We start from the raw sequence: 12,275 nt of genomic DNA, 5'->3' as shown, positions 1-12,275 counted from the left end.
GGCCGCCGCCGAGGCCAGCAGGCTGCCCGCCACGCCCACGCTCGCCGCCAAGCCGGAACCAGCTCCCGTGAAACCGGCCAGGTCCGAGCGCGGCAAGGCCTCGTCGGGCGGCGAGACGCCGGACGCGCTGAAGCCCCTCGAAGCCGTCGACAAGCCGGTCCACGCCAGGGCCGCCGACGCCGCCGCCAAGGCCGCCTCGGCCGTCGTCGAGGCCGCCGAACAGCCCGAGACGCGCGAGGCCAGGGCCGACACCGACAACAGCGACGCCGCCGTGCAGGGCGAGACCCGCGCCACGACGTCGTCCAGTGCGGCCACCGGCCACGCCTCGCACACGGTGCGCGGCGCGCCGGAAACGGTCGCCAACCTGGCCGCCCAGATCATCCGGAAGCTGGACGCCAGGACCACCCGCTTCGACCTGGAGCTGGACCCGCAGGGCCTGGGCCGCGTGGACGTGCGCGTCGAGATCGGGGCCCACGGCAAGATGACCGCCTCCATGGTCTTCGAGAACCCGCAGGCCGCCCACGAGCTGAAGGCCCGCGCCGCCGAGTTGCAGCGCACGCTGGAGCAGGCGGGCTTCGACCTCTCGGGCGGCCTGTCGTTCGACGTCGCCGACCAGGGCCGCCAGCAGGGCCAGGCCTGGCAGGACCAGGCCGAGGGCGGCCGCGCCTTCCGCGGCCAGGCCTTCCGCGCCGCGCTCGAGACGGCCGGCGACGCGGTCGAAACCGCCAACCTGGGCGCGCTGCGCCTGCGACGCGGCGTGAACGCCGGCGTCGACGTGAGGATCTAGGACCATGGTCGACGCCGTTTCCGGAGCCGCCGCAACCACCGACTCGGGCGCGCTGGGCCGCGCCCGGCTGGCGGAGAACTTCGACACCTTCCTGTCGCTGCTCACCACCCAGCTCAAGAACCAGGACCCGTTGTCGCCGCTGGATTCCAACCAGTTCACGCAGCAGATCGTCCAGATGACGGGCGTGGAGCAGCAGTTGCTCACCAACGACCTGCTCAAGAAGCTGGTGTCGAACACCGGCTCCGGCGTCTCCACCGCCGTCGCCCTGATCGGCAAGGAAGTCCGCGCCGACGCCGACGTCGCGGCCCTCAAGGGCGGCAAGGCCGAGTGGACCTACATCCTCGACCGCGACGCCAGCGACGTGAAGCTCGAGGTGCTCGACGAGAAGGGCCGCGTGGTCCGCTCGATCGCCCCCACCGACAACAAGATCGGCGAGCACAAGTTCACCTGGGACGGCAAGAGCGCCGCCGGCGCGTCCATGGCCGACGGCACGTATACGCTGCGCGTCACCGCCAAGGACAGCCAGGGCTCGACCGTCGCCTCCAACGTCGTCACCGACGGCGTCGTCACCGGCGTGCAGCAGAGGGACGGCGCCACGCTCATCACCGTCAACGGCGCCCAGGTCTCCTGGGACAAGATCGTCAGCATCCGCCAGCCGCCGGAACCCGTCGCCACCGCCTCGAACGGCGCGTCGGACGGCTCCGGCTCGAACGCCAACCCCGACAACAAGGACGACGAAACGTCGCCCTCAGCGGCGGCCTAGCCGGCCGACTTCGCAGGACGCGAACCCGCTTCAGGAGAACGGAACCAAGTCATGTCGATCAACTCAGCCCTTCGCGCCGGCGTCTCCGGCCTCGTGGCCAACTCGTCCGCGCTCGCCGCGATCTCGGACAACATCGCCAACGTCAACACCACCGCCTACAAGCGCAACCAGGTGAACTTCGCCAACGTCGTCACCTCGCAGGCGGTGAAGGGCCAGTACTCGGCCGGCGGCGTGCAGGGGATCACCCGGCAGTTCGTCAGCCAGCAGGGCCTCATCCAGGCCTCGGGCAGCTCGACCGACCTCGCCATCTCGGGCGACGGCTTCTTCATCGTGGCCGACAAGGGCGCGGGCCTCACCGCTTCGGACGCCCGCAAGTTCACCCGCCAGGGTTCGTTCAGCGTCGATGCGGACGGCTACCTCGTGAACGACAGCAAGCTCTACCTGCAGGGCTGGCCGGCGCGGGCGGACGGCACGTTCGACGTGAGCCCCTCCGACCTGACGAAGATGAACTCCATCAACGTCAAGAACCTGGGCGCGGCCGTGGCCCCGACCCAGAACATCGCCGTCAGCGCCAACCTGAACAAGGTGGGCGTCGTCTCGGCCCAGGAGGCCGCCTACACCGCGACGGGCGCGAACTCGATGGCCGCCTACGCCGACGACCCGACCGGCGGCACCCAGCCCGACTTCGTGATCGAGCTGAACGTCATCGACTCGGCGGGCGGCAGCCGCAAGGTCGCCATGGCGTTCCTCAAGGACGACTCCATGAACCCGAACCAGTGGCACGCCGAGATCTACAGCGTGCCCGCGGGCGACGTGGACAACGGCGGCGGCACGCCCGGCCAGCTCGCCAGCGGCGACGTGGTGTTCAACGCCGACGGCACGATCGACCTGGCCTCGACCACCCTGTTCGGCTCCATGGGCGCGGCCCCGCGCCTGACGCTCGCCGCCTCCACGGCGACCGGCTCCGCGATGGCGCCGGCCTGGTCCGACGCGGCGGGCCTCGCCGACCAGACCATCGCCCTCGACCTCGGCAAGATCACCCAGTACGCGTCGACCTCCACCGTGAACGCCATCAGCCAGGACGGCGCCGGCGTCGGCAACATCGTCGCCATCGAGGTGGACGAGCAGGGCGTCGTCTCGGCGATCTACGACAACAGCCAGATCCGCGTCGTCGCCAAGGTCGGCATCGCCACCTTCCCGAACTCGGACGGCCTGCAGCCGGTCAGCGGCAACGCCTACCGCCCCACGCTCGCGGCGGGCGAGTTCACCATCAAGGAAGCCGGCGTGGGCGGCGCGGGCAAGATCTCGCCATCGAGCCTCGAAGCTTCCACCGTCGACCTGTCGGCAGAGTTCACAGGCCTGATCCAGACACAGAAAGCCTACTCCGCATCTTCGAAGATCATCACGACGGCCGACCAGATGCTTGAGGAACTAATCAACATTAAGCGATAATACTATAGGTTAACCATCACCGTAACCTATGAATGAACTCTACTGTACAAAAATGATACACGGGGGAACCCATGATCAGGCCTTTCTTTACCAAGGCGATTCAGCGGCTGTTAGGGGCCGCCGGATTACCTTCCGTCCAACAGTGATGGTGAGGCGGTAGAAAGCCGATGCTCCAACAACAACAAACGCGCACGAACAGCCGCGGCGAGACCTACGTCATCGGTCCGACGGGCGCGCCCCTGACGAAGAACGACCTGCCGCCGCCGAACACCGGCCGTTGGGTCATCCGCCGCAAGGCGGAAGTGGTCGCCGCCGTCCGCGGCGGCCTGATCAGCCTCGAGGACGCCCTCGAACGCTACTCGCTGACCAACGACGAGTTCCTGTCCTGGCAGCGCTCCATCGAGCGCCACGGCATGGCCGGCCTGCGCACCACGCGCCTGCAACAGTACCGCTGACCCCGCCCCGTCCCGACCGCCGGGACGGGTCCGCGAGACTCCGGCCGCGCTCCCCCGGGCGCGGCCGGTTCGCGTTTCAGGCCATCCGCGTCACCCGGATCAGGATCCGCTCGCGCTCGCCCGGCCGCCGCTCGACCAGAAGCCGGGCCACCTGGGCGTCGTCGTGGAAGGCGTAGCCCTTGATCGCGTCCAGCAGCGCCTTGGCCAGGTTGTCGAGATCCAGCCAGGGCGCCTCGCCCACGTACTCCATGGCGATCTCGACCGCGAAGTCGCCCCACACCGGCCGGCTGCCCCGCCACGCCTTGCGGAAGAACTCGTAGATCAGGGGCTTGTAGTACTTCGCCTGGGTGGTCAGCCCGTCGACCGTGATCTCGAGCAGGCCGTCGCCTTCGCGGGCGCGCACCTTGCCGTGCTGGGTCCAGGCGTCGGTCATGGCCCGTCATAGCCGGCCAGCAGCTTGCAGTCTCCCGCCGGGGGGTTAAACCGGTGGCCCTGAGCCTGGGGGACTGACGATGACCGCGACGCGCACCGAGACCGACACCTTCGGCCCCATCGAGGTGGCCTCCGACGTCTACTGGGGCGCGCAGACCCAGCGCAGCCTGGGCAACTTCAAGATCGGCTGGGAGAAGCAGCCCAAGCCGGTGATCCGCGCCCTGGGCATCGTCAAGCGCGCCGCCGCCGAGGCCAACATGGAGCTCGGCAAGCTCGACCCCGAGATCGGCAAGTACATCGTCGCCGCGGCCCAGGAGGTGATCGACGGCAAGCTCGACGACCACTTCCCGCTGGTGGTCTGGCAGACCGGCTCGGGCACCCAGTCGAACATGAACGCCAACGAGGTGATCTCGAACCGCGCCATCGAGATGATGGGCGGGGTGATGGGCTCGAAGAAGCCCGTCCATCCCAACGACCACGTCAACATGAGCCAGTCATCGAACGACACCTACCCGACGGCCATGCACATCGCCGCCGCCGAGGAGGTGGCCCGTTCGGTGATGCCGGCGCTGGAGCACCTGCACGCGGCGCTCAAGGCCAAGTCGGCCCAGTTCGACCACATCATCAAGATCGGCCGCACCCACACCCAGGACGCCACCCCGCTCACGCTGGGCCAGGAGTTCGGCGGCTACTCGCACCAGGTCGCCATGTCGGTGCGCCGCATCAAGGAGACCCTCTACGGCCTCTACGAGCTGGCGCAGGGCGGCACGGCGGTGGGCACCGGCCTGAACGCCCCGGTGGGCTTCGCCGAACTGGTGGCCGAGAAGATCGCCGCCATCACCAAGCTGCCGTTCGTGACCGCGCCCAACAAGTTCGAGGCCTTGGCCGCGCACGACGCGATGGTGTTCAGCCACGGGGCGCTGACGGCGGCGGCCGGCGCCCTCTTCAAGATCGCCAACGACCTGCGTTTCCTGGGCTCGGGCCCGCGCGCCGGCCTGGGCGAGCTTGCGCTGCCCGAGAACGAGCCGGGCTCCTCGATCATGCCCGGCAAGGTCAACCCCACCCAGGCCGAGGCGCTGACCATGGTCTGCGCCCACATCATGGGCAACCAGACGGCGATAGCCTTCGCCGGCAGCCAGGGCCACTTCGAGCTGAACGTCTTCAACCCGGTGATGGCCTACAACTTCCTGCAATCCTGCCGCCTGCTGGCCGACGGCGCGGTCAGCTTCACCGACAACATGGTCGCCGGGACCGAGGCGCGCGAGGACAACATCAAGGCCAACCTCGAGCGCTCGCTGATGCTGGTGACGGCGCTGAACGGCAAGCTCGGCTACGACAACTGCGCCAAGATCGCCAAGGCGGCCCACAAGAACGGCACGACGCTCCGCGAAGAAGCCGTCGGCGGCGGCTACCTCACCAACGAGGAGTTCGATGAGTGGGTGCGGCCCGAGAAGATGATCAACCCGGGCTGACGCTCGGCATCGACGCGTTCCGCCGCGACGGCGCGCTGAAGCTGCCGCGCCTGTTCGGCGAAGCCGCGCTGGCGCGTCTGAGGGCGCTCGACGTGCGCGGCCCCGGTTCACGTCTTCAGGACCCGACCCTGCCTGAGCTGATCGCGCCTGCCAGGGCCGTCGCCAGCGAATTGCTGGGCGGTGACGCCTTCCCCGTCCGCGCCGTGCTGTTCGACAAGACCGTCGACGGTAACTGGGCGGTCGGCTGGCATCAGGACCGCGCCATCCCCGTGCGCGAGCGCGTCGACGTCGAGGGCTTCGGCCCATGGTCGCGGAAGGACGGCATCCTGCACGCGGCGCCGCCCGTGGCGGTGCTGGAGCGCATGGCGACGCTCCGCATCCACATCGACCCCGTCGACGCGGACAACGCGCCTTTGGTCGCCGCTCTCGGCACGCATCGTATCGGTATGACCCCGGCCGCCGACGCTGCGGCGATCGCCGAACGTCACCCGCAGGTCGTCTGCTTCGCCGAACCGGGCGACGTCTGGGCCTACTCGACCCCGATCCTTCATGCCTCGGAGCGCGCATGCCGACCGCGGCGGCGTCGCGTGCTGCAAGTGGACTTTGCCGTGGACGCCTTGCCCGGCGGTCTCGAATGGGCCGGGATCGGCGCCGGCTGACGAGCCAGGCATTCCGCGCTATGCTCCGCGCATGGGCAGAGGCGAACTCAAGATCGACCCCAGGCTGCTGGACGAGGCGCGCGAGGCGGGCCTGCCCGTCGAGCGAATGACCGAACAGACTCTCCGCAGGGCGCTGGCCGAGTACGCACCCTACCGCGGCCTCTCGGACGAGGAGAAGGCCAGGCGCTGGGCCGAGGACAACGCCGAGGCCATCAAGGCGCAGCGCGAGCGGATCGAGGCCTACGGCGTGTTCGGGGAAGATCTGCGGACTTGGTGATCCGCCAGTTCGATCTGATCGAGAACCCGTCGGCGCGCTCGCGCCCGCAGTATCCGTACCTCGTCGTCCTGCAATCCCACCTTCTCACCGCATCCAACCTGACGGTCGTGGCGCCGGTGCTGCACGGGGATGCGCCCGCGGTCACGCTGACCAGCGTCGCCTTCGAATTCCAGGGCCGAACCTACACCTTGCTTGCCGGTGAGCCGACCACGGTCGACGCACATCGGCTCAGCCGCGGCGTGGGCAATCTCCTCGCCTACGAGGACGACATCCGTCGCGCGCTCGACCGCGTCTTCACCGGGTTCTAGGCCCGGCGCATCACCGCGAAGTCGGCGAGGTCCTGGAGGGCGGGGCGCCAGCTATTGGAGCCGTAGTCGGCGATGGCGGCCTTGGCGCTGTCGGCGTGGCGGACGGCGAGGCCCAGGGTGTCGTCCAGGGCGCGGGTCTCGCGCATGAGGGCGATGGCGTGGTCGAGGTCGGCGGGCGCCTGCTCGCGGCGGTCGACGGTGCGGACCCAGAAGTCGCGCTCGGAGGCGGCGGTGCGCTGCATGGCGAGCAGCAGGGGCAGGGTCACCTTGCCTTCGCGGAAGTCGTCGCCGGGGTTCTTGCCCAGGGTCACCGCGTCGCTGGAGTAGTCGAGCGCGTCGTCGATGAGCTGGAACGCCAGGCCCAGGTCCTGGCCGAACTGGCGCAGCGCGCGGCAGCGCTCGGGCGGCGCGCCGGCCGAGACCGCGCCGGCCTCGGCGGCGGCGGCGAACAGCTCGGCGGTCTTGGCGCGGATGATGTCGATGTAGACGTCCTGGGTCAGGTCCAGGTCGTGGCTGCGGGTGAGCTGCAGCACCTCGCCCTCGGAGATCACGCGGCTGGCGCGGGCCAGGATCTCCAGCGCGGCCATCGAGCCCGCGCCCACCATCAGCTCGAAGGCGCGCGCGAACAGGAAGTCGCCCACCAGCACGCTGGCGGGCGCGCCCCAGATCAGGTGCGCGGCGACCCGGCCGCGGCGCAGCTCGGACGAGTCGACCACGTCGTCGTGCAGCAGGGTCGCGGTGTGGATGAACTCGACGGCGGCGGCGAGCTTCAGGCACGCGTCGTCGCGCGCCCCGCAGAGCCGCGCCGCGGCGATGGTCAGGAGCGGCCGCAGCCGCTTCGCCGAGCCCGCGATCAGGTGGTCGGCCAGCGCCGGGATCACCGGCACGGGGCTGTCCATGTGCTCGCGGATCAGGGCGTCGACCGCGCGCATGTCCGGCCCGGCCAGCTTCAGCAGCAGGTCCAGCGAGGGCGGAGCGGCGACGGCCTGGGCGGCTTCCAAGACGGGTATTTCCTCAAGCATCAGGGCGTCCGGGCCCTACCGGTCGCCGTTTGGCGGGACAATGGTGACGCGATAGGGCACGGTCAAGCGGCCCCCGCCGAACACGTTCAAACCCTTCGTCACGCCAAGGCCTGCGCGCATGGACGCCGTCACCGAGGACCGCCTGCTGGATGGGCGCATCCGCCTGAAACAGCCGGCGCGCGGCTACCGCGCGGGGCTCGATGCGGCGCTGCTGGCGGCCGCCTGCGACGCCGGGCCGGGACAGCGCGTGCTGGACGCCGGCTGCGGGCCGGGGGCGGCGTTGCTCGCGGCGGCGGCGCGGCGGCCCGGGGCGCGGTTCACCGGCCTGGAGCGCGAGGCCGGGGCCCTGGCCCTGGCGCGGGAGAACATCGCGCTGAACGGCATGGCGGACCGCGTCGAGGCCGTCCACGGCGACGTGGCGCAGCGGTTCGCGGTCACGGGCTTGCAGCCCTTCGACGCGGCGATCGCCAACCCGCCGTTCTTCGACGACCCCTCGGCGCTGCGCGGACCCGCGCCCGAAAAGGCCGCCGCGTGGCTGGCCGACGAGGGGCTGATGGCGTGGATCGAGTTCCTGCTGAAGGCGGTGCGCGAGGGCGGGACGATCACGGTGGTCCACCGCGCCGACCGGCTGGCCGACCTGCTCACCCACCTGGCGGCGAAGGCGGGCTCGTTCCAGGTCCGGGGCGTCCATCCCTTCGCCGACGCGCCGGCCAAGCGCGTGCTGGTGCGCGCGGTCAAGACCGGCAAGGCGCCGCTGAAGCTGCTGCCGCCGCTCGTCCTGCACGACCGCGGCGGGGCCAAGCACCGGCCCGACGTCGAGGCCATCCTGCGCGGCGAAGCCGACCTGAGCTGGGGCTAGGAGCAGTCCGCATTCGGTTCGCCAGGGCTCCCCTCTGACGGACAAAGGGGTTGCGCTGAGCCGGCGGGCTTCCTGCGCGCCGCAGGCGCCCTTGAGATGGACCACAGAAAACACGGAAGGACACGGAAGGGGCTCTGCGGGATCCGCCGCCTTCCGTGTTTTCTGTGTTTTCCGTGGTTGAATCGAAACGGCGCTGACGCGCCATCGAAGCTGAAAGGCTCGCGCCACCTCGGCGAGGAAGGCCTCGACGGTCGCGGCCTTCGAGGCGGCCGTCAGATCCCGAGCTCGGCCTTGCAGCCGGGATCGACGACGTCGTGCGCCTCGGGGTGCTTCTTCACCCAGCCGGCCATGAACTCGCAGGTCGGCACGACCTTGAGGCCCTTCTCGCGCGCATAGGCGAAGGCGTGGCGGGCCAGCGCGCTGGCCACGCCCTTCCCTTCGAACGCCGGGGGCACCACCGTGTGCGGCAGCTCGATCACGCCCGGCCTCAGGCGGTATTCGGCGAAGGCCGTGTGCCCCTCCAGGCTCACCTCGAAGCGGCTCCGCCCGGTGTTGTCGGTGATGGTGACGTCGGCCATGCGCGCTCCTCCTGAAGGACCAGCCTTCTTGACGCGAAGCAGGCGCGCCGCCAAGGTCCGCGCGTCCCAGCGGCTCAATCAGCAGAGGAGGAGCGCCAGATGTCGTCCATTGCCCGCGCAGCCCTTCGCTGCGTCGCCGCTGTCGTTGCCTAGCGCGCAACCGGACCTGCCCACGCGGGGTCCCCGCGGTCGACGCCTGATCGGCTCCCGAACCTCCGGACACGCTCAGCAGGGACAACCCCATTGTTGAAATCCTACGGCTGGAGCGACGCGCTCCAGGACGACTTCACGCCCTATGCCGCGGACGGCCTCGTCCCCGGCCGCATCGTCATCCAGCAGCGCGGCGGCTATCGCGTGGTCACCGGCGACGGCGAGATCGACGCGCGCGCCTCCGGCACGCTGCTGAAGGTCCTGCGCGACGACGAACGGCCCGCCGCCGGCGACTGGGTGGCCCTCGAAGCCCGCCCCGGCGAGACGCTGGCGCTGGTCCACGCGGTGCTGCCCCGCAGGACCGCCTTCATCCGCAAGGCCTCGGGCACGCGCGGCGGGGCGCAGGTGGTGGCGGCCAACGTCGACGTGGCCTTCCTGGTCGCCTCGCTGAACGCCGATCTCAACCTGCGCCGCCTCGAACGCTATCTGGCCACCGCCTACGAGAGCGGCGCCGAGCCGGTCGTGGTCCTCACCAAGGCCGACCTCGCCGAGGACGTCGCGGGCCCGGTGGCCGAGGTCGAGGCCATCGCCTTCGGCGCCCCGGTGCTGGCCATCTCGTCGAAGACCGGCGCGGGCCTGGACGCGATCGCCGCCCGCCTGCCGCCGGGGCGAACCGCCGTGCTGCTGGGCTCGTCGGGCGCGGGCAAGTCGACGCTGGTCAACGCCCTGTTCGGCGCGGCGCGGATGGCCACGCGCGAGATCCGCGAGGACGACGCGCGCGGGCGGCACACCACCACCCACCGCGAGCTCGTGCTGCTGCCCTCGGGCGGCCTGATCCTCGACACGCCGGGCATGCGCGAGCTCGGCCTCTGGAACGCCGACGAGGGCGTCGCGACGGCGTTCGACGATGTCGAGGCGCTGGCGGGCCGTTGCCGCTTCTCCGATTGCAGGCACCAGGGCGAGCCGGGCTGCGCGGTCCGCGCGGCCATCGAGGCCGGCGCGCTCGCGCCCGAGCGGCTCGCCGCCTACGGGAAGCTGCAGGCGGAACTGGCCTACGAGCACCGGCGCGAGGACCCCCGCGCGGCCCAGGAGAACCGCCGCCTCTGGGCCAGCCGCCACAAGGCCGCCCGCGCCTGGACGAAACAGAAGCGCAGCGGCCCGGACGACGGCTGAGGCCCTTCCCCGTCCCACGGCTTGTCCGGGCGTTCCGGAGCGTGATGGGCGCGGCCCCTACGCGCTCGCCGCCCCGCCCACGATGGAGCGGGCCACGGCCTCGGCGACCTTGATGCCGTCGACGCCGGCCGAGAGGATGCCGCCGGCGTAGCCCGCGCCTTCGCCGGCCGGGAACAGGCCGCGGACGTTCAGGCTCTGGAAGTCCGCGCCGCGGGTGATGCGGACGGGCGCCGACGTGCGCGTCTCGACGCCGGTCAGCACCGCTTCGGGGTCGTCGTAGCGGGGGATCCTGCGGCCGAAGACGGGGAGCGCCTCGCGCATCGCCTCGATCACGTAGCCGGGCATGAGGGGGGCCAGGTCGGTCGGCCGCACGCCGGGGCGGTAGCTCGGGACCACGCCGCCCAGCGCCGTCGAAGCGCGGCCGGCCAGGAAGTCGCCGACGAGCTGGCCGGGCGCGTGGTAGTCGCCGCCGCCGGCGACGAAGGCGCGGCTTTCAAGGTCGCGCTGGAGGTCGATGCCGGCCAGCGGATGGTCGCCCGGATAGTCGGCCGGGGTGACGCCCACCACGAAGCCCGAGTTCGCGTTCCGCTCGTTGCGCGAGTACTGGCTCATGCCGTTGGTGACGACGCGGCCGGGCTCGGACGTCGCGGCCACCACCGTCCCGCCGGGGCACATGCAGAAGCTGTAGACTGTGCGACCGTTCGAGGCGTGGTGCGACAGCGAATAGGCCGCCGCGCCCAGGTCCGGGTGGCCGGCGCAGGGGCCGAAGAGGGCGCGGTCGATCCACGACTGCGGGTGCTCGATCCGGAAGCCGATGGAGAACGGCTTGGCCTCGATGTGGACGCCACGGTCGTAGAGCGCCTGGAAGGTGTCGCGGGACGAGTGGCCGATGGCCAGGACGACGCGGTCGGCCTCCAGGAAGCCGCCGTCGTGCAGGTGGACGCCGCGCACGCGCCTCGCGCCGTCGATCTCGATGTCCGTCACGCGATGCTGGAAGCGGTATTCGCCGCCCATCGCCTCGATCCTGGCGCGCATGGCCTCGACCATGGTCACCAGCCGGAAGGTGCCGATGTGGGGGTGCGCCTCGATCAGGATCTCGGACGGCGCGCCGGCGGCCACGAACTCGGTCAGCACCTTGCGGCCGAGGTGGCGGGGATCCTTGATCTGGCTGTAGAGCTTGCCGTCGGAGAAGGTGCCGGCCCCGCCCTCGCCGAACTGGACGTTGGATTCCGGGTTGAGCTCGCTCCTGCGCCACAGGCCCCAGGTATCCTTCGTCCGCTCGCGCACCGCCTTGCCGCGGTCGAGGATGATGGGACGGAAGCCCATCTCGGCCAGGATCAGCCCGGCGAAGAGGCCGCAGGGGCCCGCGCCGATCACCACGGGGCGCAGCGGCAGGGCGGGCGGCGCGGCGGCGACGGGCCTGTAGGACGTGTCGGGCGTCGGCCTGACATGCGGATCGCCGGCGAGGCGTCCCGCGACCTCGGCCTCGCCCCGGACCTCCACGTCGACGATGTAGACCTTGAGGATCGCGCCCTTCTTCCGCGCGTCGTGCGCGCGCTTCCAGACCGACCAGCCCAGCAGGTCGGCCCGGCCCACGCCCAGCCGCGCGGCGATCGCCTCCGGCAGGGCTTCCGGCGGGTGGTCCAGGGGCAGCTTGAGTTCCGAGACGCGAAGCATCGCGGCCTATGTAGCGGCCCGGCGGCCGCAGGAGGAGGCGCCAGCCATTCGATGACGTTCGGATCTCAGCGGCAGGCCGCGACCACGGCTTCCAGTTGCTCCAGGCGCCTTTCGCGCAGGAGGCGGCCGGCGGCCAGGAGCTGGTAGCGGTCGGCCGCGCCGGCGGCGGCGCGCAGGGCCGCGTCGCTGTCGGGATACCGCGGCGCGGGCG

General features: G+C 71.1%; 14 protein-coding genes. 10 read left to right on the top strand and 4 right to left on the bottom strand.

Annotation, left to right across the window (positions count from 1 at the left end):
• From KF737_RS22060 to KF737_RS22045, 4 genes are all read left to right on the top strand, one after another.
• On the top strand, positions 1 to 787 hold a 787-nt coding region (locus KF737_RS22060; protein WP_296460609.1), incomplete at its 5' end, for a flagellar hook-length control protein FliK.
• 4 nt (positions 788 to 791) lie between these two features.
• Positions 792 to 1,550, top strand: a complete 759-nt coding sequence (locus KF737_RS22055; RefSeq protein ID WP_296460606.1) for a flagellar hook assembly protein FlgD — start codon at positions 792 to 794, stop codon at positions 1,548 to 1,550.
• A 51-nt stretch (positions 1,551 to 1,601) separates the two neighbouring features.
• Positions 1,602 to 3,002, top strand: coding sequence for a flagellar hook protein FlgE (locus tag KF737_RS22050; protein WP_296460604.1), 1,401 nt, complete (start codon positions 1,602 to 1,604; stop codon positions 3,000 to 3,002).
• Between the two features lie 167 nt (positions 3,003 to 3,169).
• A complete protein-coding gene (locus tag KF737_RS22045) occupies positions 3,170 to 3,457 on the top strand; it encodes a DUF1153 domain-containing protein (protein ID WP_296460602.1) in 288 nt (95 codons plus the stop codon).
• Positions 3,458 to 3,533: 76 nt separating this feature from the next.
• On the opposite strand, the gene KF737_RS22040 is transcribed toward KF737_RS22045, so the two are convergent.
• Positions 3,534 to 3,890: a RusA family crossover junction endodeoxyribonuclease gene (locus KF737_RS22040; RefSeq protein ID WP_296460600.1), complete on the bottom strand. Its 357-nt coding sequence runs from the start codon at positions 3,888 to 3,890 to the stop codon at positions 3,534 to 3,536.
• 79 nt (positions 3,891 to 3,969) lie between these two features.
• Here KF737_RS22040 and fumC point away from each other — a divergent pair, with 79 nt between their 5' ends.
• The 4 genes from fumC to KF737_RS22020 are packed head-to-tail and all read left to right on the top strand — an operon-like array spanning position 3,970 to position 6,605.
• Positions 3,970 to 5,361 (top strand): class II fumarate hydratase, encoded by a 1,392-nt coding sequence (fumC, locus tag KF737_RS22035; RefSeq protein ID WP_296460598.1) that lies wholly within the window; start codon positions 3,970 to 3,972, stop codon positions 5,359 to 5,361.
• A complete protein-coding gene (locus KF737_RS22030) occupies positions 5,325 to 6,020 on the top strand; it encodes a phytanoyl-CoA dioxygenase family protein (protein ID WP_296460596.1) in 696 nt (231 codons plus the stop codon). The genes fumC and KF737_RS22030 overlap by 37 nt, the downstream gene beginning before the upstream one ends.
• Before the next feature lie 31 nt (positions 6,021 to 6,051).
• A complete protein-coding gene (locus tag KF737_RS22025; RefSeq protein WP_296460593.1) occupies positions 6,052 to 6,297 on the top strand; it encodes a type II toxin-antitoxin system CcdA family antitoxin in 246 nt (81 codons plus the stop codon).
• Complete coding sequence (locus KF737_RS22020) at positions 6,294 to 6,605, top strand: CcdB family protein (RefSeq protein ID WP_296460590.1); 312 nt, start codon at positions 6,294 to 6,296, stop codon at positions 6,603 to 6,605. The genes KF737_RS22025 and KF737_RS22020 overlap by 4 nt, the downstream gene beginning before the upstream one ends.
• On the opposite strand, the gene KF737_RS22015 is transcribed toward KF737_RS22020, so the two are convergent.
• On the bottom strand, positions 6,602 to 7,627 hold the full coding sequence (locus KF737_RS22015) for a polyprenyl synthetase family protein (protein WP_296460587.1): 1,026 nt from the start codon (positions 7,625 to 7,627) through the stop codon (positions 6,602 to 6,604). The genes KF737_RS22020 and KF737_RS22015 overlap by 4 nt on opposite strands.
• Before the next feature lie 118 nt (positions 7,628 to 7,745).
• Between KF737_RS22015 and KF737_RS22010 the strand changes: the two genes are divergently transcribed.
• Positions 7,746 to 8,486: a methyltransferase gene (locus KF737_RS22010; protein WP_296460583.1), complete on the top strand. Its 741-nt coding sequence runs from the start codon at positions 7,746 to 7,748 to the stop codon at positions 8,484 to 8,486.
• A 272-nt stretch (positions 8,487 to 8,758) separates the two neighbouring features.
• Here KF737_RS22010 and KF737_RS22005 read toward each other — a convergent pair whose 3' ends face one another.
• Positions 8,759 to 9,064 carry a GNAT family N-acetyltransferase gene (locus KF737_RS22005; RefSeq protein WP_296460580.1) on the bottom strand — a complete coding sequence of 102 codons (306 nt, stop codon included), beginning with the start codon at positions 9,062 to 9,064 and terminating at the stop codon, positions 8,759 to 8,761.
• A 243-nt stretch (positions 9,065 to 9,307) separates the two neighbouring features.
• Here KF737_RS22005 and rsgA point away from each other — a divergent pair, with 243 nt between their 5' ends.
• Positions 9,308 to 10,387: a ribosome small subunit-dependent GTPase A gene (gene rsgA, locus KF737_RS22000; RefSeq protein ID WP_296460577.1), complete on the top strand. Its 1,080-nt coding sequence runs from the start codon at positions 9,308 to 9,310 to the stop codon at positions 10,385 to 10,387.
• Between the two features lie 57 nt (positions 10,388 to 10,444).
• Here the strand turns inward: rsgA and KF737_RS21995 are convergent, their stop codons facing one another.
• Complete coding sequence (locus tag KF737_RS21995) at positions 10,445 to 12,064, bottom strand: NAD(P)/FAD-dependent oxidoreductase (protein WP_296460574.1); 1,620 nt, start codon at positions 12,062 to 12,064, stop codon at positions 10,445 to 10,447.
• Positions 12,065 to 12,275: the final 211 nt, after the last annotated feature.

The organism is Phenylobacterium sp., assembly GCF_019636135.1.
GTDB lineage: Bacteria > Pseudomonadota > Alphaproteobacteria > Caulobacterales > Caulobacteraceae > Phenylobacterium.
This window is presented reverse-complemented; position numbering and strand designations above follow the sequence as displayed.